18 protein-coding genes and 2 pseudogenes are annotated in these 24166 nt (G+C 74.0%); 8 read left to right on the top strand and 12 right to left on the bottom strand.

Annotation, left to right across the window (positions count from 1 at the left end):
- Positions 1–3 precede the first annotated feature (3 nt).
- From C3V41_RS01905 to C3V41_RS01880, 6 genes are all read right to left on the bottom strand, one after another.
- Positions 4–1593: a UDP-N-acetylmuramoyl-L-alanyl-D-glutamate--2,6-diaminopimelate ligase gene (locus C3V41_RS01905; RefSeq protein WP_106108870.1), complete on the bottom strand. Its 1590-nt coding sequence runs from the start codon at positions 1591–1593 to the stop codon at positions 4–6.
- Between the two features lie 81 nt (positions 1594–1674).
- Entirely contained in the window at positions 1675–3492 is a 1818-nt protein-coding gene (locus C3V41_RS01900; protein WP_106108869.1) for a peptidoglycan D,D-transpeptidase FtsI family protein, read from the bottom strand.
- 4 nt (positions 3493–3496) lie between these two features.
- Complete coding sequence (locus tag C3V41_RS01895) at positions 3497–3985, bottom strand: hypothetical protein (protein ID WP_106108868.1); 489 nt, start codon at positions 3983–3985, stop codon at positions 3497–3499.
- Positions 3986–3987: 2 nt separating this feature from the next.
- Positions 3988–5163, bottom strand: coding sequence for a 16S rRNA (cytosine(1402)-N(4))-methyltransferase RsmH (rsmH, locus tag C3V41_RS01890; protein WP_174714741.1), 1176 nt, complete (start codon positions 5161–5163; stop codon positions 3988–3990).
- Positions 5164–5340: 177 nt separating this feature from the next.
- Positions 5341–5772, bottom strand: a complete 432-nt coding sequence (mraZ, locus tag C3V41_RS01885) for a division/cell wall cluster transcriptional repressor MraZ (RefSeq protein WP_106108866.1) — start codon at positions 5770–5772, stop codon at positions 5341–5343.
- Positions 5773–6350: 578 nt separating this feature from the next.
- A complete protein-coding gene (locus tag C3V41_RS01880; protein ID WP_106108865.1) occupies positions 6351–6755 on the bottom strand; it encodes a DUF3040 domain-containing protein in 405 nt (134 codons plus the stop codon).
- 334 nt (positions 6756–7089) lie between these two features.
- Here C3V41_RS01880 and C3V41_RS01875 point away from each other — a divergent pair, with 334 nt between their 5' ends.
- Positions 7090–7821, top strand: coding sequence for an MgtC/SapB family protein (locus C3V41_RS01875; protein WP_106108864.1), 732 nt, complete (start codon positions 7090–7092; stop codon positions 7819–7821).
- A 65-nt stretch (positions 7822–7886) separates the two neighbouring features.
- Here the strand turns inward: C3V41_RS01875 and dinB are convergent, their stop codons facing one another.
- Positions 7887–9122 carry a DNA polymerase IV gene (dinB, locus tag C3V41_RS01870; protein WP_106108863.1) on the bottom strand — a complete coding sequence of 412 codons (1236 nt, stop codon included), beginning with the start codon at positions 9120–9122 and terminating at the stop codon, positions 7887–7889.
- On the opposite strand from dinB, the gene C3V41_RS13010 reads away from it, so the two are divergent.
- Both C3V41_RS13010 and C3V41_RS01865 read left to right on the top strand, forming a co-directional pair.
- Positions 9121–9258 (top strand): hypothetical protein, encoded by a 138-nt coding sequence (locus C3V41_RS13010; protein WP_165271563.1) that lies wholly within the window; start codon positions 9121–9123, stop codon positions 9256–9258. The genes dinB and C3V41_RS13010 overlap by 2 nt on opposite strands.
- Before the next feature lie 65 nt (positions 9259–9323).
- Entirely contained in the window at positions 9324–10067 is a 744-nt protein-coding gene (locus C3V41_RS01865; protein ID WP_106108862.1) for a spermidine synthase, read from the top strand.
- A gap of 565 nt (positions 10068–10632) precedes the next feature.
- On the opposite strand, the pseudogene C3V41_RS01860 reads toward C3V41_RS01865, so the two are convergent.
- Positions 10633–11505: pseudogene (locus tag C3V41_RS01860) on the bottom strand (PAC2 family protein); the annotation flags it as partial.
- 292 nt (positions 11506–11797) lie between these two features.
- Here C3V41_RS01860 and C3V41_RS01855 point away from each other — a divergent pair.
- The 3 genes and pseudogenes from C3V41_RS01855 (at position 11798) to C3V41_RS01845 (ending at position 17890) form a co-directional block, all read left to right on the top strand.
- Positions 11798–14286, top strand: a pseudogene (locus C3V41_RS01855) (HelD family protein).
- Positions 14287–14399: 113 nt separating this feature from the next.
- A complete protein-coding gene (locus tag C3V41_RS01850; RefSeq protein ID WP_106108861.1) occupies positions 14400–16127 on the top strand; it encodes an AMP-binding protein in 1728 nt (575 codons plus the stop codon).
- An 8-nt stretch (positions 16128–16135) separates the two neighbouring features.
- Entirely contained in the window at positions 16136–17890 is a 1755-nt protein-coding gene (locus tag C3V41_RS01845; protein WP_441299713.1) for an AMP-binding protein, read from the top strand.
- Positions 17891–18024: 134 nt separating this feature from the next.
- Here C3V41_RS01845 and C3V41_RS01840 read toward each other — a convergent pair whose 3' ends face one another.
- From C3V41_RS01840 to C3V41_RS01825, 4 genes are all read right to left on the bottom strand, one after another.
- Complete coding sequence (locus C3V41_RS01840) at positions 18025–19326, bottom strand: sensor histidine kinase (protein WP_106108860.1); 1302 nt, start codon at positions 19324–19326, stop codon at positions 18025–18027.
- 118 nt (positions 19327–19444) lie between these two features.
- Positions 19445–20350 carry a 4-hydroxy-tetrahydrodipicolinate synthase gene (gene dapA / locus C3V41_RS01835; protein ID WP_106108859.1) on the bottom strand — a complete coding sequence of 302 codons (906 nt, stop codon included), beginning with the start codon at positions 20348–20350 and terminating at the stop codon, positions 19445–19447.
- A gap of 9 nt (positions 20351–20359) precedes the next feature.
- Complete coding sequence (locus C3V41_RS01830) at positions 20360–20896, bottom strand: hypothetical protein (RefSeq protein ID WP_174714740.1); 537 nt, start codon at positions 20894–20896, stop codon at positions 20360–20362.
- A gap of 5 nt (positions 20897–20901) precedes the next feature.
- The gene (locus C3V41_RS01825) at positions 20902–21519 is read right to left on the bottom strand and encodes a hypothetical protein (protein ID WP_174714739.1); all 618 of its coding nucleotides are present in this window, start codon (positions 21517–21519) and stop codon (positions 20902–20904) included.
- A gap of 420 nt (positions 21520–21939) precedes the next feature.
- Between C3V41_RS01825 and C3V41_RS01820 the strand changes: the two genes are divergently transcribed.
- Complete coding sequence (locus tag C3V41_RS01820) at positions 21940–22740, top strand: GNAT family N-acetyltransferase (RefSeq protein ID WP_106108858.1); 801 nt, start codon at positions 21940–21942, stop codon at positions 22738–22740.
- 61 nt (positions 22741–22801) lie between these two features.
- Positions 22802–23980: a mannosyltransferase family protein gene (locus tag C3V41_RS01815; protein WP_129591455.1), complete on the top strand. Its 1179-nt coding sequence runs from the start codon at positions 22802–22804 to the stop codon at positions 23978–23980.
- Positions 23981–24166 lie beyond the last annotated feature (186 nt).

The raw sequence follows: 24166 nt of genomic DNA, 5'->3' as shown, positions 1-24166 counted from the left end.
GGATCACGCCTGCCCCCACTTGGCCTCGACGGCCTCGCGCATGACCGGGGCGTCGTTGTAGCGGATGAACTGGTCGGCGACCTCCAGGAAGGGCTCGTGGCCCTTGCCGGTGACAATGACGGTGTCGTCCGGGCCGCACAGCTCCACGCCGCGGCGCACGGCGTCACCCCGCCAGGTGGTGACCTCCTCGACGTCCGCCAGGTCGGGACGGACCCGGCGCACCCCGGCCAGGACGGCGTCGCGGATGGTCTGGGGGTCCTCGGAGCGGGGGTTCTCGTCGGTGACCACCAGGACGTCGGCCAGGCGGGCGGCCACCTCCCCCAGCATGGGCCGCTTGCCCTGGTCGCGGTCGCCGTCGGAGCCGAAGACCACGATGAGGCGCCCCGGTGTGATGGGGCGCACCGCCTCCAGGGCCAGCTCCATGGCGTCAGGGGTGTGGGCGAAGTCCACGATGCACAGCCCGCGCGTCCCGTCCCGCTGGCTGACGCGCTGCATGCGCCCGGGGATGTTGTGGGCGCCGGCCAGGGCCGCCACCGCGGTGGGCGCCGGGACGCCCGCCCGGACAGCCATGACCAGGGCCAGGGCGGCGTTCTGGACGTTGACCAGGCCCGGCAGCGGGCAGGAGGCGCTGATCTCCTGGGCGCCGGGCCCGTGGAGGGTGAAGGTGGTGGCCGCCTCCGCCAGGGAGACCGCGGCGTCAGACACCCACCAGTCGCACTCGGCGTCACCGGGGTAGGCGCGCACCCGCTCCACCTCCAGGCCGGTGGCGGAGGCGGTACGGGCCAGGGACGCCCCCCACCGGTCGTCCACGCAGACCACGGCGCGGCGGGCGTGGGCGGGGGTGAACAGGCGGGACTTGGCCTCCAGGTACCCCTCCATGGTCTTGTGGAAGTCCAGGTGGTCGCGCTGGAGGTTGGTGAAGCCCACGACGTCGAAGGTGACGCCGTCCAGGCGGTGCAGCACGATGGCGTGGCTGGAGGCCTCCAGGGAGGCGGCGCCCACGCCCTCCTCGACGGCCAGGGCCATCATGCGGGCCAGGACCGGGGCCTCCACGGTGGTGCGCGGGGACTCCACCGAGGTGCCTCCCACGCGCAGCTCGACGGTCCCGGCCACCATGCAGCCGCCCAGGTGGGCCGCGAGCATGGCGTCCAGGAAGTAGCTGGTGGTGGTCTTGCCGTTGGTACCGGTCACCGCGGTGGCGGTCAGGTGCTCGGCGGGGTGGTGGTAGACCGCCTGGGACAGGGGGCCGACCAGGGCCCGGGGGTCCTCGTGGACCAGGACCGGGGTGCCGGGGAGGTCGGCGGCCAGGTGGGCCCCCTGGCTGTCGGTGACCACGGCCACGGCCCCGGCCCCCACGGCCTGGGCGGCGAAGGAGGCGCCGTGGACCTTGAAGCCGGGAAGGCCCACGAACAGCTCCCCGGGGGCGACGTCACCGGAGTCCACGCTCACGCCGGTGACCATGACGCCGTCCACGTCCTCCTGGCTGGTGCCTGGCGCCGGGACCAGCGAGAAGGACCGCACCAGCTGCCTCAGATCGGTGGGCTCCAGGTGGTGGGGGCGCAGGGCCGCAGCCGACTCATAGGCGTTACTCATAGCTCCTCAATCTATCTCGGGGTCGGGGAACGGGCGTCGGGCTCGCCCGGAGAAGGAGTGTGACGTGCGAGGACTGAGGTATCAGCCGCCGTCCGGTGAGTGGCCGGGGGGCGCGGAGGTCTCGGCGTCGGCGCGGGCGGCGGCCTGGGCGGCCACCACCGTGGGATCCGGGGCGATCCCCAGGGCGTGCATGGCGGCGGTGGCGATCTTGCGGAAGACGGGGCCCGAGACGGTCCCGCCGTAGACGCCCTCGGGACGGTACAGGACCACCGAGACCGCGATGGCCGGGGCCCGGGCCGGGGTGAAGCCCACGAAGGAGGCCACCGTCCCGCCCTCCCCGGTGAGGATCTCGGTGGTGCCGGTCTTGCCCGCCACCAGGTAGCCGTCCAGGGAGGCGGTCTCGGCGGTGCCCCCCTCCTGGGTGACCCCGATGAGCATGTCGGTCAGGGCGGCGGCGGTGGCCTCGGAGATGACCTGGACGCCCTCGGGCTGGGTCTGGGGGATCTCCTTGCCGTCCGCCCCGATCCAGGCGTCGATGACCCGGGGGGGCATGCGCACGCCCTTGTTGGCGATGGCGGCCAGGACCTGGACGGCCTGGAGGGCGGTGACGGCCACGCCCTGGCCGAACATGGTGGTGTAGCGGGTCCGGCCGTCCCAGGAGTCGGGGGGGTAGAGGAGCCCGGAGGACTCCCCCGGCAGCTCGATCCCGCTCAGGGTGCCCCAGCCGAACCGCTTCATGAGCTCGTAGCGGCTCTGGTCGCTGACGGTGTCACCGACCTGGACGGTGCCCACGTTGGAGGACTCCGCCAGGATCTGGGCGCTGGTGAGGTACTGGTCAGGGTGCTCGTGGGAGTCGTGGAACTCCTCCCCGTCGGGGGACACCCAGCTGTAGGGGACGGTCCAGGGGGTCGTCGGGGTGACGGCCCCCTGCTCCAGGGCGCTGGCGAAGGTGACGACCTTGCCCACGCTGCCGGGCTCGAAGACGGCCTGGACCACCCGGGCCCCGCGGTCCTGCTCGGCGCTGGCGACGGGGTCGGAGGGATCCACCGTGTGGGAGTCCGCCATGACCAGGATCTTGCCGGTGGAGGGCTCCATGACCACGATGGAGCCCCAGTCCGCGCTCTGGGAGTCCACGGCGGCGTCGATCACCTCCTGGGCCAGGGCCTGGAGGTCGGGGTTGATGGTGGTGCGCACGGTGGTCCCGGCGGTGGCCGGGGTGTCCTGCTGCTCACCGGTGGGGATAATGACGCCGCTGCGACCGATCTCGACGCTGCCCTCACCGTCGGTCCCCGACAGCAGGTCGTTCTGGCTGTACTCCAGGCCGGCGGCACCGGTGAGGACCCGGTGCTCCTTCTCACTGGTGTAGCCCACGACGTTGCCGGCCGTCCTGCCGGCCGGGTAGGTGCGCCGACTGCGCTGGTCGGGCTCGATGCCCTGGATGTCCAGGGCCTTGACCTGGCGCCAGGTGTCGGGGGTGACCGCCTCGGCGACAATGACGTAGGTGGAGTCGCCCACCATGGCGCCGCCGAGCTCGTTGACGTCCACGCCCAGGACCGGGGCGAGCAGCTCGGCGGCGGCCAGGGCGCCGTAGCCCACGACGACCTCCTCCTCCGCGCCGGTGGTGGGGTCGGTCCTCTTCTCGCGGCGCTCGTACTGGGAGACCAGGACCTGGTTGACGCCGACGTCGTAGGACACCACGGAGGAGGCCAGGACCGTGCCGTCACGCCCCAGGATCTGGCCGCGCGGGGCGCGGTTGACCCAGGAGACGGTGCGCTCGGCCTTGGCCCTGGCGGCCAGCTCCGGGCCCTGGACGACCTGGATCCAGGCCGTCCTGCCCGCCAGGGCGGTGAACCCGACGGCTCCGGCCAGCTGCATCATCCGACGGCGGCTCAGGTCCACAGGCCTACTTCTCCGCGGCGGGCGTCCCGCCCGAGACGGTGGAGGTGGTCAGGTCCACGACCCCCGGGGCCCCGGAGGGGACCATGCCCAGACGCTGGGCGGCCTGGGTCAGGCTGGAGGGCGAGGAGGCCTTCTGGACCTGGTCGGCGAGGGTGGCGACGTGGTCGTTGGCCACACCGAGCTGGACCTGGGCGGCCTGCATACGGTAGGCGGTGTCCGCCATGGCGGCGTTCAGGGCCATGGAGCTGACCAGGACGGCCACCAGGATGAAGACGACACCCAGGAGGAAGGGCAGCGTGGAGCGCGAGGCCGCGAGGCCCTGGACCACGGACAGGCGCGGGCGGGTGGTGGCCTCGGAGCGCTCGGCGCGGCGGGGCTCACCGCGCCGCGGGCGTGAAGGACGGGCCTGACCGGCCCCCTCCCAGGAGGCGGTGGCTCGTGAGGTGTGACGCGGTGCGGGGCGGGTGGCCCTGACTGCGTTGCTGGCGGACATCTTCAACTCCTTCCGGTGTGGCGGCTACGGGAGCGTGCGGACGCGGCTGGGCGGCGTCGACCGTGCTGGGTTCCACGGTCCCCGTACCGGCACCGCTCCTGGCCCGGCTGCGAGGCGGGGGCGTCGCAGGCGGGACGGGTGCGGACGGCGGCACGCAGGCGCACGGGGGCAGATCGGGGGTTGGCGTCGATCTCGGCCTGGGTGGCCTTCTCGGCGCCGTGGGTGAGAGCCTCCAGGTAGGGCCGGGCGGCCTGGGGGACCAGGGGCAGGCCCTGGGGGGCCCGGCTGGTGGTCCCGGCGGCGATAGCCCGCTTGACGAGCCGGTCCTCCAGGGACTGGTAGGACTCCACCACCAGGCGGCCGCCCACGCGCAGGCAGTCCAGGGCCCGGGGCAGGGCCCTCTGTAGGACGTCGAGCTCGGCGTTGACGGCCACGCGCAGGGCCTGGAAGGTCCGCTTGGCGGGGTGGCCCCCGGTACGCCGGGTGGCGGCGGGGACGGCGGAGCGCACCAGGTCGCTGAGGTCCCGGGTGCTGCGCACCGGGGCGCCCGCCTGGCGGCGGCGGACGACCTCGGCGGCGATGCGCGTGGCGAAGCGCTCCTCACCGTAGGCGCGCAGGACGTGGGTGATCTGGGCGGCGTCCCAGGTGTCCAGGAGGTCCTGGGCTCTGGGGCCCGTGGTGGGGTCCATGCGCATGTCCAGGGGCGCGGGCCGGGAGTAGGAGAAGCCGCGCCCGTCCTCGTCGAGCTGGAGGGAGGAGACCCCCAGGTCCATGAGGACGGCGTCCACCGTGCCCGCCCCGTCGGTGCTGAAGCGGGCGGCGACCTGCGCGACGGCGTCGTAGGTGGTCTGCACGGCGTGGAAGCGTCCCCCGAAGCGGGCCAGACGGGCACTGGCCAGGGCCACGGCCTGCGGGTCACGGTCGATACCCACGAGCGTGAGCTCGGGGAAGCGGCTCAGGGCCCCCTCCGCGTGCCCGCCCATACCCAGGGTGGCGTCGATCATGACCGGCTCCCGCCCGTGGGCCACGGCCTCCTCCAGGGCGGGCGCCAGGAGGTCCAGGCAGCGCCCCAGGAGGACGGGGGTGTGGAGCCCAGCCGCCTGCTCCGCGGCCCGGGAGGTGTCTGCGAAGCCCGCTCCGACGCCGGTCTCGACGGCGGGGCTGGCGTTCTCGCGCACGTTGTCCTCCTTCGGGCGTGAGTCGGGTGGGCGGCCCACCACGGTGACGGATGTGGTGTGGCGGCGCCGTCGGACCAGGACTCCTTCCGCAGGTTCCGGCGTCGGGGAAGTGACGTCGGACGGCGGCGGAAGGGGACCTCGCCAGGCGGGGCTCCACGTTGTGCTAGGCGACGGGTCTCAGAAGAGGCCCGGGACGATCTCCTCGGCCGTGTTGGCGAAGACCTGCTCCTGACTGGTGAGGTACTCCTGCCACGCGGCGGCGTCCCAGATCTCCACCCGGGATCCTGCGCCGATGACGGCGAGGTCCCGGTCCAGCCCCGCGTAGGTACGCAGGTGGGCCGGCAGGGTAATACGACCCTGCTTGTCGGGGACCTGGGAGTCCGCGCCCGAGAGCATGACGCGCACGTAGTCGCGTGCCTGCTTCTGCGTCAACGGGGCCTCGCGGAGCTGGGCGTACATGCGCTCGAACTCGGTTGTGGTGAAGACGTAGAGACAGTGCTCCTGGCCGCGGGTGAGAACCACCCCTCCAGCGAGCTCCTCGCGGAACTTCGCCGGAAGGATGAGTCGACCCTTGGTGTCGAGGCGAGGCGAGTGGGTACCCAGGAACATGGGCCCGCTCCTCCCACCTCAACTATCCAGCGGGCACCACCATACTCCACTTCCCTCCACTTCCCTCCACGCAACAGGTCGAGGGCACGTCACAGTTAGATCGCTGCGGGCTGAGAGGTCTGCCTGCCGCCGGAAAACCGCGCCAGCCCGGGCGTCAAGGACGTGCGCGCACCACCGGGCGCGAACGTGCCCGGACCCGGAAAGGGCGACAGACCGGCCATAGGCGCGCGACACGCCGGGGGACGTGCGCACTCACCCGGAACCCCGGGTACGCGACACGCCGGGGCCGAGGACCTTGACGTCAGAGCGTGCGGCGCTCTTCCTTACGCCCGCACTGGCCTCCATGCCGTAGCGGGCCGGGCGCCACTCTCTTCTACGCACCCGCACCGGGCGCACCCGACGGCGAGGAGGCGGGTCCCGGTGCGCCCCGGCACGGCAGGAGGCCGCTCACGGTGCCGGGTCCAGGGCACGCCACTGGGGCGCCACGCCGGAGGCCGTCCCACGGCGCCGCGGAGGCCGCCCCTGGCCCCGACGCCTTGGCGTACCCGTGGTGGCGCACGCTCCCGCGGGCCGGGGGCTCAGTGGTCGCGACGATGCTCCCAGCGCTCAGCCTGACGCTGCATAAAACGTGAGCGGGGCCTGTCCGTGCCGCTCCCGCCTCTCCTGCCGCCGCGGGCGGGTGAGGACGACTCGTCAGCGGGGCGGGAGGGGCCGGTGAGCATAAGGGTGATCCCCCAGACGGCCAGGGCGAAGCCGACCAGGCCCACCAGGACGGACCACAGGTCGTGGGCGATGGCCACCCCCGCCACCACGACCGCGAAGCCCCCCAGGACCAGGGCGATACCGGCACCGATACGCCGGGGCGTGGGGCGTCCCAGACGCTTGTCCGCGGCGGTCATGGTCTGGGCCAGACCCGGGTCCTCCGCACCGAGCTGCTTCTCAAGGTCGCGTAGGACCTGCTGCTCGCGCTCTGACAGTGCCATGCCGGGACTCCCTTCCGTGTCAGTCCCGCGGGCGGGGCGCCGTCACCGGACCGTGATCCCAAGGATAGGCGCTTAACCGGCCCGGAGCGAAAACGTGTGTCAAGCGGTGGACACCACCATCCCGTCCCCGACAGCCCGCAACGACCCGGTTCTGGCCGCAGCGCCGACCGGGTCCGGGGCCGGTAGTGGCAACCACCACGACACGCCGACAGGACCCGTCCGGGTGCGGCGGGTCCGCCGACCCGACCCGGGCCGGCGGCATACGATCCTCCCGACGGCCCCTGACGCAGCCAGCACACCGCCGCGCACCCACCGATGCAGGAAAGACCCGCACATGCACCACCACCCCGGAACCGCCCTCGACGCCCTGGTCAGTACCACCGGGATCGGGCCGCAGACGGTGTCCCTGTGCGCGGCCTTCGTCCTGTGCCTGCTGCTCGGCCTCGAGCGCCACCTGCACCTCAAGGACGCCGGGATCAAGACCCACGTCCTGGTGGGACTGGGCGCCTGCCTGTTCACCCTGGTCAGCGCCTACGGATTCAGCACCGGGGCCGGCGGGGCGGACGCGCACCCGGACCCCTCGCGCATCGCGGCCCAGATCGTCTCGGGGATCGGGTTCATCGGCGCCGGGGTCATCTTCGTCAACAACGACACCGTCCGGGGGCTGACGACCGCGGCCACGGTCTGGCTCTCCGCGGCAATCGGCGTGGCCTGCGCCGCCAGGATGCTGCCGGCGGCCGCCCTGGCCCTGGGCCTGCACTACCTGCTGGTCTTCGCCGTCGCGCCCCTGACGGCGCACCTGCCGCAGCAGGGGGTCCACCAGGCGGTGGAGGTCACCTACGAGGTCGGGCACGCGGTCATGCCGGCCCTGGTCTCCACGGCGACGTCCCTGGGCTACGCGACATCGATCTCCTCTACCTCCTCGCAGCGCTCGGACCGGGGGCGGGTAATGAGCGCGCGCATGTCCTTCCAGGGCGGGAAGGACGCCGAGGCCCTGGTGCGCGCGCTCGCGGAGGTGGAGGGCGTCATTAGCGTCGACGCCGTCCACGCCTCCGGCCTGGACTGAGGGGCCCGTCCCGGACCGTCCCGGACCGTCCCGAACTGGCCCGGTCCGGGACGCCCGCCGCCCCTTCAGCGGCCCGGTGGCGGGCGCCTGCCCGTCCCCAGCAGGCTCGCCGGGGCCAGGGAGCCCGGCCCCCAGCGCCGTCGGACGGCGTCGGCGGCGCGCTCGGGCGCACCCCGGCGCGGGTCCTCGTCCAGGCTCAGCTGGATCCCGTCCTCACCGCGCTCCAGGCCCTCCAGGCGCACCCCCAGGAGCCGGTACCCGCCGGGCGGGACGGGAAGGGCCTCGAAGAGCGCGCTGACGGTCTGCCACACGTCCCGGGCCAGATCCGTGGAGGCCGGCAGGGTCCGTGAGCGGGTCACCGTCACGAAGTCCGCCCCCCGGGCCTTGAGGACCACCACCCGCGAGCGCAGCGCCCTGGCCCGCAGACGGGCCGCGCACTGGTGGCACTGGTCGAGCAGGACCAGGCGGGCCTGCTCGTGGTCGGTGAGGTTGTCAAAGAAGGTGGTCTCGGTGCCCACGGACTTCTCCTGGCGGCTGGTGGTCACCGGCCGGGGGTCGATGCCGTGGGAGAGGTCGGCCAGGTGGTGGGCGGCCGCCTGGCCCAGGATCCTCTCCAGGGTGCGCACGTCGGTGGCCGCCAGGGTGCGCACGTCGGTAATGCCCCAGCGCTCCAGGGCGGCGGCGGTCCGCTCCCCCACCCCCCACATGGCGCCCACCGGCAGGACGTCCAGGAAGTCCTGGGTGGCGTGGGCGGGGACGAGCAGGAGGCCGTCGGGCTTGGCGTGGGAGGAGGCGAGCTTGGCCACGAACTTGGTGGCGGCCACCCCGACGCTGGCCGGCACCCCCACCCGCTGGCGGATCTGGGAGCGGATCCAGGTGGCGACCTGGACCGGGGTGCCCATGCGCCGTCTGGCCCCGGACACGTCCAGGAAGGCCTCGTCGATACTGACCTGCTCCAGCAGGGGGGTGACCTCGGCCAGGACCTCCATGACACGGGCCGAGACGGCCCCGTAGTGCCCGTGGCGCACGGGTAGCACCACGGCCTGGGGGCAGAGCCGGTGGGCCCGGGCCATGGGCATGGCCGAGTTGACCCCGTAGGCGCGGGCCTCGTAGGAGGCGGCCGAGACCACGCCCCGCCCGTCCTGGCCTCCTACGATGAGGGGCCGTCCGCGCAGCTCGGGGTGCTCCAGGAGCTCCACGGAGGCGAAGAAGGCGTCCATGTCCACGTGGAGGACGGGGGTGGCGGAGTCGTCCGTGCCCCAGCTGCGGCGGGCGCCCTGGGCCCGTGGGGCTCGGCTCATGCTTCCTCCTCCTGGCGGGGCCGGCGTCCTGAGCGTGGAGGGGCAGGTCATTGACCCGCATGCTTCCTCCTCCTGGCGGGCCGGCAGGTGGTGCTGCCGGGACCGGCGCCGGGAACAGGCTAGCGTGCCCCTGTGACACGACAGGCTGCCAGAGCACCGCGTCCCCGGACCCCGTCCCTGGCGGGCCTGCCCCGGGGGCCGGTGCCGACGTCCCTGGCGGTGGCTGAGCTCCAGGTCCGTGACGGCGGGGTCCTGCTGCTGCTGGACGGGACGGAGTCCTCCTGGATCGACCTGGGGGACCCCACTCATCTGGACTTTGAGTACCACCAGCAGATGGACGCCGCCCTGGGGGCGCTGTGGGGCGAGGGCCCGCTGCGGGCGGTGCACCTGGGCGGGGCGGGCTGCGCCCTGGCCCGGGCCTGGGACGCCTCCCGGCCGGGCAGTACCCAGACGGCCGTGGAGGTTGACGCGGTCCTGGCGGACAGGGTGCGCCAGTGGTTCGACCTGCCCCGCTCCCCGCGCCTGAGGATCCGGGTGGGTGACGCCGCCCAGGTCGTCCCCCACCTGCGCGGCGGGCAGTGGGACGTGGTGGTGCGGGACGTGTTCGCGGCCGGGAGGGTGCCCCCGCGGTGCGCCACGACGGAGTTCCTGGCGGCCTGTCGCGCCGCCCTGGCGCCTCGGGGGCTGTACCTGGCCAATGTGGCCTGCCCGCCCCGGGAGCGGGCGGGGGCGGACCTGGCACGGACCCGTGAGGTCTTCGGCGGGGTCCTGGTGGTGGGGGACGCGGCGGTGGTCCGGGGACGGCGTCCGGGGAACCTGGTCGTGGTGGCCCGGGCCGAGCCCCTGACGTCCCGGGAGGCCCGGGCTGTGGAGCGGGCCGTACGCCGCCTGCCCCTGCCGGTGCGTACCTGGGAGGTGCACGACCCGGCGCTCCCGCAGGGCTGAGGGGCCCGGCGCTATCCCGGTGCGAGGCCCTGGGTCCGGGGCGCGGGTCCGGGACGGTGGCCCGGCGGGCTCAGGCCTCGGTGTCCTGGTCGGGCTCGGGGGTGCCACCTGGCCGGGGGCCCGTGGTACCACCGGGGGTACCGGCTGGCCGGTGCCCTGTGGGGCCGGGGGCGCCAGCTGGCTTGTGTCCCGTGGGGCCGGGGGTGTGGGTACCGCGTCGGCCGCGGGGCTGGTCGGGCTGGGGCCGCTGGTCACCGGCCTGGTCCGTGTTGTTCTCCTGGTCCCAGGCGGTCTTCCACCGGGCCCCGGCCTCCAGGCGGGCCCGTTCCTCGCGGGCCACCTGGTCGGCGCTGGGGGCGGCCGCGTGGCGGCCCCGGTAGGTGGGGGTGGGCAGGGGGCGGGTCTCCGGCGTCGGGCGCGGCTCACCGGGGGCCCGGCCCACCCGGCGCCCCGTCACGCCCCGGGAGGTCCCCGGCTGCTTCCCGGCGTGGCGGGGTGCCGGACCCGGTACCACCACGGGCGAGGGCTGGGGGGCCAGGGGCCCGGCGGCGCTGGACAGCTGGTTCTCGGCGGCGTCGTTGGCCTCCAGGAAGGCCTCCAGGCGGGCCCCGATCTCGTCGGCGCTGGGCAGGTCGAACTGCCCCACCGCCTCGTCGGCCCCCTGGGGCACCAGGGAGTCGTACTGGTTCTCCAGGGCCGAGACGATGGTGGCCACCTCGCTCTGGCGCTGGGTCTCGGCGTTGATCTCGGCCCGGGTCACCGCCGCGGCGGCCTCCAGGTCGCCCACGGGCAGGGCCAGGCCGGTGACCTTGGCGGCCGTGCGCAGCAGGGCGGAGGCCCCGGCGGGGTAGTCGTCGCGGGCGACGTAGTGGGGCACCCCCGCGCTCAGCCCCTGGGAGTCCAGGCCGATCTCCCCCATGCGCAGCTCGATCATGGCGCCCATGGTGCCGGGCAGCTCCACGGTCCCGAAGAAGTCGGGCTGGTCGGGGAGCTTGGAGGCGTCCGACCCGTGGTGGTGGACGAAGGTGGGGCGGGTGTGCGGCACCGCCAGGGGGAGGCCGTACATGCCGACCACCTGGGTGACCCCCATGGTGGTGACCACCCGGGTCAGCGCCGCCAGGAAGTCCTCCCAGCGGTAGTCCGGCTCGGCGCCGTGGAGCAGGAGCAGGCTCTCGCCGTCGTCGTCCTGGAGGACGTCCAGGACGATCTGGGGCATGACGGCGCTCTGGTAGCGCCGTGAGGAGTAGACCATGAGGGGACGGCGGGCGCGGTAGTCCACCAGGGCGTCGGCGTCGAAGGTGGCGAGCCTCTCGTGGGGGAGCGTCATGAGGAGCTGCTCGACGGCCAGGGCCCCGGCGTGCCCGGCGTCCATGGCCCCGTCCAGGTGGTGGAGGAGGACGCGGGCACGGGTGAGGCGTGAGGCCTGGGCCTGCTCCATGTTCAGCAGGGGCCGTCCGGTGGGGACTGGTGCCATGTCTTCCTCCTTCTCGCGCCGGGGAATGGACCGTGAGGCCGTCGGGTCCGCAAGTCACGGACCTGGTTCTCCAGCCTGCAACGTCGCGGTCCGCCCCCGTGTTCCTGACGGCCCCCGTCCGTGTTCGCCACGGGCGTCGGCCGCCCGGGGCGCGACCGGGGGCACTCAGAGAATAATGGACTGCCCTCTGCCGCCGGGTGATATATGCACTCGTTGGCACCGGAACCGATCACCGACCCAATGATTGTGAGGCCCTGTGACGTCTGCCAAGCCTGCGCGTACCCAGGACGCCAAGCCCCCCGCCGGGGACGGAGCCGACGCGGCGGCGGTACTGCGGGAGCGGGAGATCGCCGTCGAGCAGGCCCAGGTGGACCGCGCCTACGGGGAGCTGGACCGGCAGCTGGCCGCCGCCAGGTCCGCCCTGGCCGCCACCGAGGCCGCGGGGGCCGCCGGCACCCACCAGTCCCGGGGGGAGCGGGACGCCTACGCCGTGCACTACTCGGACATTATCTCCTGCCTGGAGGGCGTGGAGGACAGGCTCGTCTTCGGGCGGATGGACACCCGCTCCGGCGGGCGCCACTACGTGGGACGCACCGGCCTGCAGGACGCCTCCCGCCGCGAGGTGGTGCTGGACTGGCGCGCCCCCCTGGCCCGGGCCTTCTACCAGGGCACCGCCCTGGACCCGATGGGCCTGGTACGCCGCCGGCACATTGACTCCCGCGCCCGCGTCGTGGTGGGGCTGGAGGACGAGCTGCTGGACGCCTCGGAGCTGGGGACGGGCGGGGGCGGGCTCAGCGTCCAGGGCCTCCAGGGCGAGGGCGCGCTCCTGGCGGCCATGTCCGCGGCCCGCGACGGGCGCATGGGCGACATCGTGGCCACGATCCAGGCCGAGCAGGACCGGGTCGTCACCAGTGACGGCAGGGGCGTCCTGGTGGTCCAGGGCGGGCCCGGCACCGGCAAGACCGCCGTGGCCCTGCACCGGGTGGCCTACCTCTTCTACGCCGAGCGGGAACGTCTGGAGCGCTCCGGGGTGCTGCTGGTGGGGCCCTCACGGACCTTCCTGCGCTACGTGGAGCAGGTGCTGCCCTCCCTGGGTGAGAACGGTGTGGTCTCCACCACCCTGGCGGACCTGGTGCCGGGCGTGCGGGCCCGGGGCTCCGAGAGCCCCGCGGTGGCCGAGCTCAAGGGCAGGGCCCTGTGGGCGCGGGTGCTGCGGCGGGCGGTGCGCTCCCTCCAGCGGGTCCCGGCGCAGCCCCGTGAGATCGTGGTGGAGGGCACCAGCCTGTGGCTGACCCCGCAGGAGGTCACCGAGGCCGTGGGCCGGGCGCGGCGCTCGGGCAGGCCCCACAACCTGGCGCGAGAGACCTTCGTCCTGTGGCTCCTGGAGCGGCTCACGGACCAGTACGCCCGCCTCACCGGCCAGGACGCCTCAGACAAGGACACGCGCGCCTGGATCCGGGAGGACATCCGTACGGCACGCGACGCCCGCCGGGAGATCAACCTGTGCTGGATGCCGACCACGGCGGTGGGCCTGCTGGAGCGCCTGTGGTCCCGCCCGGCCCTGCTGGAGCGCCTGGCCCCCGAGCTGAGCCAGGCCGAGCGCGACCTGCTGCGCCGTGAGCCCGGGGCCGACCCGGACCAGGTGCTCACCGCCGCCGACGTGCCCCTTATTGACGAGCTGTCCGAGTTGCTGGGCCCCAGCGAGGACGCCCAGGCCGCCCGGGCCCGGCACACGGCCCGACGCCGTCAGGAGCTGCTCTCCTACGCGGCCCAGGCCATTGAGGCCCAGGAGCTGGGCCAGGGCATGGTGACCGCGCAGATGCTCGCCGACCGGGTGGAGGACACCGGGCCCCGGACGACCCTGGCGGAGCGGGCGAGGGCGGAACGCACCTGGACCTACGGGCACGTGGTGGTGGACGAGGCCCAGGAGCTGGGTGCCATGGCCTGGCGGGCCCTGGCCCGACGCTGCCCGGTGCGCTCCCTGACGGTGGTCGGCGACCTGGCCCAGTACTCGGGCCCCACCACCCCGGCCTCCTGGTCGCAGGCGCTCGCCGAGCTCGGGACGGCGGGCCCGGACGAGCACGAGCAGGCGCGGGCGGGATCCCGGGGGCCAGGATCCCGCAGGCCGCGGTCCCGCGGGGGCTCGACCCCCCTGCGTGAGGAGGTCCTCACGGTGTGCTACCGCACCCCGGCCACCATTATGGCCGTGGCGGAGCGCACGGTGACGGCCCTGGGGCACCCCCCGGTCTACCCGGTGTCCTCGGTGCGGGATCTGGACGACTGCCTGAGGGTGGAGGACCTCAGCGCCCTGCCGGCCGACGGGGCCGGGGAGGCCGCCTGGGCCCGCGCCCTGCGTCGGGCCGTGAGCGCCGAGTGCGCCGCCATGGACGCCGCGGCGGGCCCCGGCGGGGGCAGGATCGCCGTCATCGCCCCGGAGCCCGGCCCGGTGACCTCGCTCCTGGCCCAGGACCCGGCCCTGGCCGCCGCCATGGAGGCCCCGGGGGGGACGTGCTGCGCGCCCGCCTGGCGGTCATGGGGCCGGTGGCCTCCAAGGGCCTGGAGTTCGACGTCGTGGTCCTGGTGGACCCGGCGGTCATCGGCGGGACGAGCCCCGGGGACCTGTACGTGGCCATGACCCGCCCCACACGCCGTCTCCACGTGGTCTCCCGCCGGGCGCTGCCCCAGGGGCTGAGTGCCCGGACCGACGCCCGGCCCCCTGGGGCCGCGCCCGGCAGGCCGGGGTGATGCCCCCGACAGGGGTCAGGGCCCCACGAGGAGGCAGGGCTACGGCACCGTAGGTTACGGTTGCGTAGGAACTCTGTGCAGCCGCCCGACCGGGCACGCAGGAAAGGGACGCGATGACGACGCACGAGGCCCGCAGCGAGGCTGGGCGCCCGCACTACGCCCCGGGGGTACCCGCGGTGATCGAGCCGGTCACCGAGCCCCTGAGCCAGATGCTGGAGGATGCCACCAGGCGCTTCCCCGAGCGGGTGGCCCTGGACTTCATGGGAGCCACCACGACCTACGCCGCCCTGAGCGGGCAGGTGGCCCGGGCGGCCGAGGCCCTGCGCTCCCTGGGCGTGCGGGCGGGGGACGTCGTCGGCCTCATCCTGCCCAACTGCCCCCAGCACGTGGTCATCGCCTACGCCGCCTGGCGTATCGGGGCCATTGTGGCCGAGCACAACCCCCTGGCCCCGGCGGCCCAGATCCGCGAGCAGATCAGGATCCACCGCGGCACGGTCCTCATCGCCTGGGAGAAGTCCGTCGCCCACCTGGTGTCCACCGCCGGCTCCCTGGAGGCCGCGGGCCTGGAGGGGATGACGGTGCTGTCGGTGGACCTGTCCCGGGGCCTGCCGCTGCGCAGCCGCCTGGCCCTGCGCCTGCCCGTGGCCGCGGCCCGTACCCGGCGCCGGGAGCTGCGGGCCCCGGTGCCCCAGTCCGTGCGCTCCTGGGACGACCTGGCGGCCCTCTGCGAGCCCCTGGCCCCCGACCACCCCCTGCCGGAGGTGGACGACGCCGCCGCCCTGCTGCACACCGGGGGGACCACCGGCACCCCCAAGGCGGTGTGCCTGACCCACCTCAACCTGCGGGCCAACGCGGAGATGAGCCTGGCCTGGGCCTCCCAGACCACCCAGGTGGGCCAGGAGACCTTCTACGCGGTGCTGCCCTTCTTCCACGCCTTCGGCCTGTCCCTGTCCCTGCTGTGCGCGGTGGGCCTGGCCGCCACGCAGGTGGTCCTGCCCAAGTTCGGGGCGGACATGGTCCTGGCCGCCTGGAAGCGGCGTCCGGCGACCTTCTTCCCCGGGGTGCCGGTCATGTTCGACCGTATCGCCTCGCGCGCCAGGGCCACGGGCGCGGACCTGTCCTCCTGCAAGATCGCGGTCTGCGGGGCGGCGGCCACACCGGCCGCGGTGGCGGCGGCCTGGGAGGAGGCCACCGGCGGGGTCATTATCGAGGGCTACGGCATGACCGAGGCCTCCCCCATTATCCTGGGCAACCCCATCTCCCCCGAGCGCCGCCCGGGGGCGCTGGGCGTGCCCTTCCCCTCCACCCAGGTGCGCCTGGTGGACCCCGAGGACCCGCAGCGGGAGGTGGAGCGCGGCGAGGTGGGTGAGATCCTCGCCCACGGCCCGCAGGTGTTCACCGGCTACTGGGGGGACCTTGAGGAGACCGAGGCGGTCCTGCTGCCCGGCGGCTGGCTGCGCACCGGGGACCTGGCCCGCCAGGAGGAGGACGACTTCTACGTCATGGCCGACCGCCGCAAGGAGCTCATCCTGTCGGGCGGGTTCAACGTCTACCCCACTGAGGTGGAGGCCGCGGTGCGCTCCATGCCGCAGGTGGCCGACGTGGCCGTGGTGGGCCTGCCCGGGCAGGCCGGCAACGAGCAGGTCGTCGCCGCCGTGGTGCCCGCCGAGGGCCAGACCGTCACCCTGGACCAGGTGCGGGCCTGGGCGGAGCGGACCCTGGCGCACTACGCGCTGCCCCGCCGCCTGGAGATCCTCGAGGAGCTGCCCCGCAGCGCCATCGGCAAGGTCATGCGCCGCCTGGTGCGCGAGGAGGTCCTGCGCCGGGACGCCAGGAAGTGAGGGAGACCGTGACCACCTCCCCCAGTCGCCCCCTGCCAGAGGACACCCCGGCGAGGCAGGACGCGGCCGCCTACCACCGGCCCCACTACCAGATGGGGATCCCGGCGCTCATCGAGGTACCCGACACCCCGCTCACCGAGCTGCTGGACACGGCCGCCGCCTTCTACCCCCAGCGGGTGGCCCTAGACTTCCTGGGCGCCACCCTGACCTACGCCGAGCTGCGGGAGGCCAGCCTGCGGGCCGCGGGGCTGCTGTGGGAGGCGGGCGTGCGCTGGGGGGACCGGGTGGCCCTCCTCATGCCCAACTGCCCCCAGCACGTCGTCGCCGTCTACGGGGCCCTGCGCCTGGGGGCGGTGGTGGCCGAGCACAACCCCCTGGCCCCGGCCGAGGAGCTGCGAGCCCAGCTGGAGAGCCACCAGGCCCGGGTCCTGGTGGCCTGGGAGAAGGGGTTCGAGGCCCTGGCCGCACTGGGCGACCCGACGGCGGAGCGCACGGTCCTCACCGTGGACCTGTCCGCCGCCATGCCCCCGCACCTGCGCGCCGCCCTGCGCCTGCCCGTGGACCGGGCCCGCCGGCAGCGTTCCGCGTTCAAGGCCGCCGCCCTGCCCGCCACCGTACGCTCCTGGGACCGCGAGGTCGCCAGGCACGCCCCGGTGACGGCCTCGGCCCCGCTGCCCCAGGCTGACGACGTCGCCGTCCTGCTGTACACCGGCGGCACCACCGGCACCCCCAAGGCCGCCATGCTCACCCACCGCAACCTGCGGGCCAACGCGAACCAGGCGATCGCCTGGGTGCCGATGCTCCACGAGGGGGGCGAGGTCTTCCTGGCGCTCCTGCCCTTCTTCCACGCCTTCGGCCTGACCTTCAACCTGTTCTGCGCCGTGCAGAAGGCGGCCACGCAGGTGATGTTCCCCTCCTTCGACGTCTCCCAGGTCCTGGCCGGCCAGCGGCGGCGCCCCTACACCTTCTTCGTGGGGGTGCCGGTCATGTTCGAGCGGATCCTCACCCGCGCCCGCCAGGAGGGGGTGTCCCTGCGCTCCCTGCGTTTCGGGGTGTGCGGCGCCGCCCCCATGCCCCAGCAGGTCGGGCGCATGTGGGAGGAGGACACCGGCGGCTTCTTCGTCGAGGGCTACGGCATGACCGAGACCAGCCCGATCGTCAGCGGCACCCCCATGGGGCCCAGCCGCCGCATGGGCTCGCTCGGGCTGCCCTTCGCCTCCACCGACGTGCGCGTGGTGGACCCCGACGACCCCGACCCGGACCGGGAGGTGGCCGACGGCACGCCCGGTGAGCTGCTCGTGCGCGGCCCGCAGGTGTTCGCCGGCTACTGGCAGGATCCGCAGGCCACCGCCGCCGTCATGCTGCCCGGCGGCTGGCTGCGCACCGGTGACATGGTGCGCCGGGAGGACTCCTTCCTGTGGATGGCCGACCGCCACCGTGAGCTCATCCTCACCGGGGGCTTCAACGTCTACCCCTCCCAGGTGGAGGCCGCGGTCCGGGACATGGAGCAGGTGGCCGACGTGGCCGTGGTGGGCCTGCCCGCCGGGGCGGTGGGTGAGACGGTGGTGGCGGGCGTGGTCCTGGCGCCCGGGGCCACCCTGACCCTGGAGGAGCTGCGTGAGCACGCCGGGCGCACGCTGCCCCGCTACGCCCTGCCCCGCCGCCTGGAGATCCTTCAGGAGCTGCCCCGCAGCCCCATTGGCAAGGTCATGCGCCGCCTGGTACGCCAGGAGGTCGCGCGCCGCGACGGGCAGACGGACTGAGCCGGGGCGCCCGGCACCGGGCCGGGCGCCTGCGCCGGTCCGGACCGCCCAGCGCTGGGCCGGCAGCCACCCACCGGGCGCGGGCGTGGGGCCAGTAGCCCACCCGGCCCACCCGGCTGGCACTGGCACCGGGGCTATCCGGCCACCGGGAAGGCGAGGGAGAGCCGGGACCCCGGGGTGCCGTCAGGCAGCTCGACGGGTCCGGTCTCAAAGAACCCCCCGGCCATCCTCAGCCGCTCCCCCAGGCCGACCAGGCCGGTCCCACGCTCCTCGGACCGGCGCCGCGGCGGCAGGGCGTCGGTGACCGACAGCCTGCACCAGCCGTCACGCACGTACAGGCTCACCCGCGGGGTGGAGCCGCGGGAGGCGTCGGCCAGGGCCTCGTTGAGGACGCGGACGAGGGCCAGGCGCTGCAGGAGCGTCCAGGTGGTGTTCCAGGTGGCCAGGGTGGCGGCGTCGGGCACGGCGGCGCCCGACGGCGTGTCGTCAGGCTCGGCCCCCCAGTGGCTCAGGAGGTCCGGGACGACGGTGACGTCCCCCGTGGGGGCGTAGCGGCCGGGCACCGGTGACCTGTCGGCCTGCAGGAGCGCGACCACCTCGTGGACGGACACCAGGGTCGTGTCCGCGACGTCCTGGATCGTGCTCATGGCGGTGCGCAGCCTCTCCGGGTCCGTCATCATGGACCCGCTGGCGGCCTGGAGCCTAATGGCGGTCAGGCGGTGGCCGATGACGTTGTGCGCCTCACGGGCCAGGTCCAGGCGCTCGGCCACGGTGGCCTGCGCGGCGAGCCAGCAGAGGCCCTGCTGGCGCTGCTCCAGGGCGTCCCGGCGGGAGGCTGCCTGGAGGTAGGTGACGACGACCGCGACCGCGCAGGCCACCGTGAGGGGCAGCAGCCAGGCCATGTCGCGGGCCAGGGCGGGTGAGTCCAGGCGTGCCAGGAGGGCCGGGTTGGCCACGGACCCGGCTACGGCCAGGAGGAGGGCGCCCACCGCCCACCGGTGGTCCGGATCCCAGCGGGTGATCGTGTGCAGGCTGGTGGCCGCGGTCACCACCAGGGGGCTCAGCCCCAGGAGGCCCACCGGGCCGGCCCAGGCCAGGAGGGCGCTCAGGGCGAGTCCCGCGTAGGTCAGGACCAGGCAGGTGCGCTGGCGGACGTGCCTCAGCGGCTGGACGAGGGTCATGAGGAGGTGGACGGCCAGCAGGGCCAGGCCGGCCGGGCGGGGGTCGCTGAGCACCAGGGCCTCGACGCCGGTGGCGAGCAGGCACACGCCGGTCAGGACGAGGTCGCTGAGCGGTATCAGGCAGGTGTTGCCCAGCGCCAGGCAGCGCAGGCGGGACCGCCAGTCCAGGGCACGGGGCCCCAGCAGGTCGCCGGGGCCCAGGTCCGGCCCTTCTTGGTGGTCGGGGGCGGAGATACGTAGGTTCAGAGCTGGCACACCAGCAGGTTACGAGGTGGCAGAGAGGTTCTCTTCCTCCATAAGAAGGAGCGGAGGGCATCCCTTAGGCCCAGTCAGGTGTAGGCCCTGTGGTCGACTACCCTCCCCAGGTACCGCCTCAGAGCAGCCCGCAGGTAGCGAGGGTGGTGCGCAGGGCCTCGACCTCCGTCTGGCTGGCACGCACCAGGGGCAGGCGCAGGGCGGCCGAGGGGATGCGCCCCTGGAGGAGGAGGGCCTCCTTGGCCATGACGGCGCCCTGTCCCCCGCCCATCATGGCGCGCACCAGCGGACGCATGCGCTGGGCGACGGCGCGGGCCCCGGCGAGGTCCCCGGCGTCGACCTCGGTGACCATCTGGCGCCAGGAGTGGGCGTCGGCGTGGGCCACCACGGAGACCATGCCGGAGGCGCCGTGGGCGAGCCAGGCGAAGTTGAGCCCGTCGTCCCCGGAGTAGTACTCCAGGCCGGTGGCCTCCATACGGCAGAAGCCCTGCTCGACGTCGCCGGTGGCGTCCTTGACGGCCAGGACACGGGGGTGCTCGGCCAGGCGGGCCAGGGTGCCGTCCTCAATACGCACGCCGGTGCGGCCGGGGATGTCGTAGATCATGACAGGCAGGTCGGTGGCCTCGACCACGGCCATAATGTGCCGGTAGACGCCCTCCTGGCTGGGGCGGTTGTAGTACGGGGCGTTAATGAGCAGGGCCTGGGCCCCGGCCGCCTGGGAGCCCACGCCAATGCGCACGGCGTGGGCGGTGTCGTTGCTCCCGGCCCCGGCCATGAGCAGGGCGCGTCCTTCCAGGGCGTCCTTGACCTCACGGATGAGGGCCTGCTTCTCCGGCAGGTGGGTGGTGGGGGCCTCGCCGGTGGTTCCCGCCAGGAGGATGAGGTCGGCGCCGTCGTCCACCAGGGAGACGGCGAGCTCCTGGGCGGCACGGATGTCGATGACGCCCTCTGGGGTAAAGGGCGTGACCATGGCCACGCCGACGGAGCCGAAGGAACGGGAGGGAGGTGTGGCAGGAGCCGTCATGGGCAGAGCCTACGTCTCCGGCGCCCCCAGCCACCTGTGACGCCACTCGCTGGGGTGGGGCCGTGCGCGACGCCCCACGGGTGGGAGTTGAGCCGGTCGCCGAGCTGAGCGGCAAGGCCGCTGCGGGCTGAGCGCCCCGCCCAGCAGGCGCGCCCCCACGATGCCGCAGGCCCCCGCCCAGGTCAGGGAGGCGAGCGTGCCGATAATGAAGCGCTCGGTGACCGCGGGGTTGTCACGCAGGTCGGACCAGCGTCCCAGGCCCTTGACGGCCACGACGACGGCGAGCAGCCCCGGCTGGAGCGCCAGGAGAGCCCCGGTGGTCGCGAGCCGCTCCAGCAGGCCGATCCAGGTCCCGCCCCTGAGCACGACCGGCTCGTGCTGGGGCCCCGCCTCCAGGACCGGGACCTGGGTGCCGTCCTGGCTGGTGACGGTGCCGACGGGCGGCTGGGGGACCCTGGCCCAGTGCAGGACCACGACGCCCCACCCGCCCAGCGTGGAGGCCGCCAGCACGGCCAGGACGGTCCCGACGGCGGTGACGTCAGACACGACGGCTACCTCTTTCCCGACGACGGCACAGGTCCCTGGGCCGGGGTGTCCAGGGCCCGCAGGAGGTCGATGACGTAGGGGCGCGCCCCCACCTCCTCCTCGAGGCCGGAGGTGAGGCGCCGCTGGGAGAGGGCCTGGTCGCTAATACCCAGCCTGGTTGCGGCCTCGTGCCCGCTCAGGCCCTCCTCCAGCAGATCGACGGCCTCCCACTGGGCGGGGGTGCGGCGCCCCAGGAGGCAGGCCAGGAGCCGGAGCACGGCCTGGGCCCTCGCCTCGGCCTGCGCGTCCGGCGCCCGGACCGCCAGGGAGACGTGGGAGCCCTTGGCGGCCTCGACGGCCTGCCTGGCGTGGAGGAAGGCGGGGCCGCGTCCGGCCCGGGTACTGGCGCCGTCGTCGAGCTCCCCGGGCCCGGCACCCAGGCCCACGTGCCAGTCGCCGTCACGGGTGGCCACGCGGATGGCCTGGTATGCGGCCTCCGCCCCCTGGGGGACGCCCTGGAGCTCGTCACCCACGGTGCGCTCGAAGGCGGCCCGGACGGGCACGGCCTCCAGGGCCCGCAGGAGCCCGGGCACCCGGTCCTGGCCGGTGCGCGATCCCTGCTGGTCAATGGTCAGGACAAGCACGTGGACAGTATGCGGCACCCGCCCAGGAATCCTCAAGACCAGGAACTTGATCGACGGGATTCAAGGCTTAAGTTGTGATTGACGGGTGTCGCGACCGCATTGGCACCACATCGGCTCGGAACCGGCGTGTCTAAGACCTTTGACCGCCGCGATGCCGGTGGCCGCGGACGCCCGCACCCGGGGCAGGACCCCTGCGGGACGGACTGCCCGTGACCGTGCCCGCCGGCCACCCGCTGGCGGGCGCAGGACCCCCGCAGGACGGCTACCCGGCTGGCGGAGTCGTGCCGGGCACCAGCTGCTCCTCAGGACCCCTGCGGGATGGCCTGCCGCGGCGCCGGTGGCGGCCCGCCACGGGGCAGGACCCCCGCGGGACGCCGGGAGGCGCCGGTGGGCGGCCCGGGACGCCGGTAGGCTCACCCCATGAGCACGCACCAGGGCCAGGGCGCAGCAGCCGCGCACGGCACGGAGCCCGGGCCCCTGCGCCCCGTCCGCCGTCTCCGGCACCCGGGAGCGTCCGCTGCGGGCGGCGGGCGGACGGCCAGGGGCGGTTTTGTGCGCGAGGCGCGCGCCGAGGACCTGGAGGCGGTCGGTGCGGTTCACGCCGCCGCCATGACGGCCTCCCTCGACGCCGCCCACCGCACCGTGCACGATGTCGGGGTCCCGGAGGACGTGCGGGCCGTGGTCTCGGCACCGGTCCTGACCGCCGGCTGGCGGGACGCGGTGTGCGCACCACCGAGCCCGGCCCACCACGTGCTGGTGGCCACGCAGGACGGCGGGGTCGTCGGCCTGGCCGCCCTGGCACCCCTGCCTGACGTCCGGCAGGGCGGGGCCGCCGGCGTGGACGGGGCCGGGACCCCCTCGTCCGTTGACGGCGTCGACCTCGGGGCCACCGGCGCGGACAGACCTACCAGCACGGGCCCCACCAGCGCGGACAGGGCCACCGCTGGACCTGCTGGCGCCGGGCCCGTCCGGGCGGCGGAGCTGACCGCCTTGGCGGTGTCCCCGGACCACCAGCGCGCCGGCCACGGCTCACGCCTCCTGGCAGCAGCCGTTGACCTGGCCCGGGCCGACGGGGCGGGCGTGCTCCTGGTCTGGGCCGTGCGCGGGGACGAGTCGCTGACGCGCCTCCTGGCCGGTGCCGGCCTGGTCCCGACCGGGGCGTCCCGCAGCCTGCCGGTGGGCCGGGGCGTGACGGAGGCCTGCTGGGGGGCGTCCATCTGACGCCGTAAGGCACGGGCAGCACTCCTCGGGCGGGCAGACGGCCTGCTGTACGCTCCCCCTCGTGGACTGCGTTCACTACTCCCCACGAACCCGGCCGTGGGTTCACGCCCTGACCCTGGGTTCGGTCGTCTGGCTGCTGGCGAGGCTGGTGGTCCTCGGCATCAGCCTCGTCGCGTGGTGCACAGAGCTTTCGCCTGGCGTGACCGACCGGCTCGGAGACCCCTCCGCGGACTCCGTCACGGGACTGCCGGGGCTGTTAGGCCACTGGGACACGAACTACTACTTCACGATCGCCTCACAAGGGTACGGCGCAGACGCCGAGTACGGCCTCGCGGCCTTCTTCCCGGGGTACCCGTACCTTTCGCGCTGGGTTGCCGCAGTCCTTCCCTCCCAGAGCACCGGGATCGCCATGCTGGTCGTCGCCTCCGCGTCGTCCTGGTGGACTGCGGTGGTCTTCTCACGCCTCGTCGCCCTGGAGACCGGAGCCGGGGATGAGCTGTCGTACAACGAGCTTCTCCCGGTCGTCCTGCTCATGGCCGGACCTTACTCGGTGTTCCTTTATGCGTCCTACGCCGAGTCGCTGTACCTTGCCCTGGCCGTGACGGCGTGGTACCTCGCTCGTCGTGGACGTTGGTGGACGTGCGCGGCCCTGCTGTCCCTGGCCGTGCTCGTCCGCGTCAACGCCGTGTTTCTCGTGGCGGCGGTACTGGTCATGCAGGCGTGTCGGTGCGGCCTGAGCAGGTGGTGGCGCTTTTCGTGGGTAGTTCTCCCCGCAGGCTTCCTGCTCGGCTGGTTCGCGCGCCTCTACTCGGTGACGGGGGACGCGCTCGCCTGGTCGCACGCCCAGGGCCACGGGTGGAACCGTGAGCTGAGCCTCCCGGTCATGACGATAGCGCGGACCCTGGGCGTCGCCGCCGTCGGGAGTACCCCGGACCGTCAGCTCCAGTTCCTTCTCGACTTTATCTTCTTCCTGGTCGTCCTGTCCTGCTGCTGGGCCTGGTGGAGGCGGAGGGAATACGCCGAGCTCATGTACGCGACCCTGCTTGTCCTGTCAATGGGTACCTCGACCACGCTCGTGTCATTCGCACGGAACTCCGTCACCCTGTTTCCGACGTGGGTCCTGGCGGGTGACGTCCTGACCAGGGCCAGGACCCGAGTCCGCGTCCTCGTCATGGCCAGCTCATTCCTCTTGTTCACCTTGAACACGTTCTTGTTCTCAATAGGGGCCTGGACGGACTAGGACACCTTGGATTCAAGGCGCGGGCGGCTCGTCAGGCTCTGTGCTCCTGGTGGGCGGCGTGTCGGTGAGTACGGGCGGTGGGGTGGGGTTGGCCGCTGGTGTGCTGCCTCGCACCCTCTCGTGAGAACGGTACTTGTTCGTCGTGAGAACGGTACTTATTGTGTGCGGGGGTGGGTGCTGGGGGTT

This window comes from Actinomyces sp. oral taxon 897, assembly GCF_002999235.1.
In the GTDB taxonomy this organism is placed as follows: domain Bacteria; phylum Actinomycetota; class Actinomycetes; order Actinomycetales; family Actinomycetaceae; genus Actinomyces.
Note: the sequence above shows the minus strand (reverse complement) of the source record. Positions and strands in the feature narration are given on the sequence as shown.

Coding starts and splice junctions, on each gene's coding strand:
- dapA (WP_106108859.1), bottom strand. CDS start 20,350: ATGACGGCTCCTGCCACACCTCCCTCCCGTTCCTTCGGCTCCGTCGGC.
- dinB (WP_106108863.1), bottom strand. CDS start 9,122: ATGAGCCGAGCCCCACGGGCCCAGGGCGCCCGCCGCAGCTGGGGCACG.
- C3V41_RS01850 (WP_106108861.1), top strand. CDS start 14,400: ATGACGACGCACGAGGCCCGCAGCGAGGCTGGGCGCCCGCACTACGCC.
- C3V41_RS01875 (WP_106108864.1), top strand. CDS start 7,090: ATGCACCACCACCCCGGAACCGCCCTCGACGCCCTGGTCAGTACCACC.
- C3V41_RS13010 (WP_165271563.1), top strand. CDS start 9,121: ATGCTTCCTCCTCCTGGCGGGGCCGGCGTCCTGAGCGTGGAGGGGCAG.
- C3V41_RS01820 (WP_106108858.1), top strand. CDS start 21,940: ATGAGCACGCACCAGGGCCAGGGCGCAGCAGCCGCGCACGGCACGGAG.
- C3V41_RS01895 (WP_106108868.1), bottom strand. CDS start 3,985: ATGTCCGCCAGCAACGCAGTCAGGGCCACCCGCCCCGCACCGCGTCAC.
- mraZ (WP_106108866.1), bottom strand. CDS start 5,772: ATGTTCCTGGGTACCCACTCGCCTCGCCTCGACACCAAGGGTCGACTC.
- C3V41_RS01905 (WP_106108870.1), bottom strand. CDS start 1,593: ATGAGTAACGCCTATGAGTCGGCTGCGGCCCTGCGCCCCCACCACCTG.
- C3V41_RS01880 (WP_106108865.1), bottom strand. CDS start 6,755: ATGGCACTGTCAGAGCGCGAGCAGCAGGTCCTACGCGACCTTGAGAAG.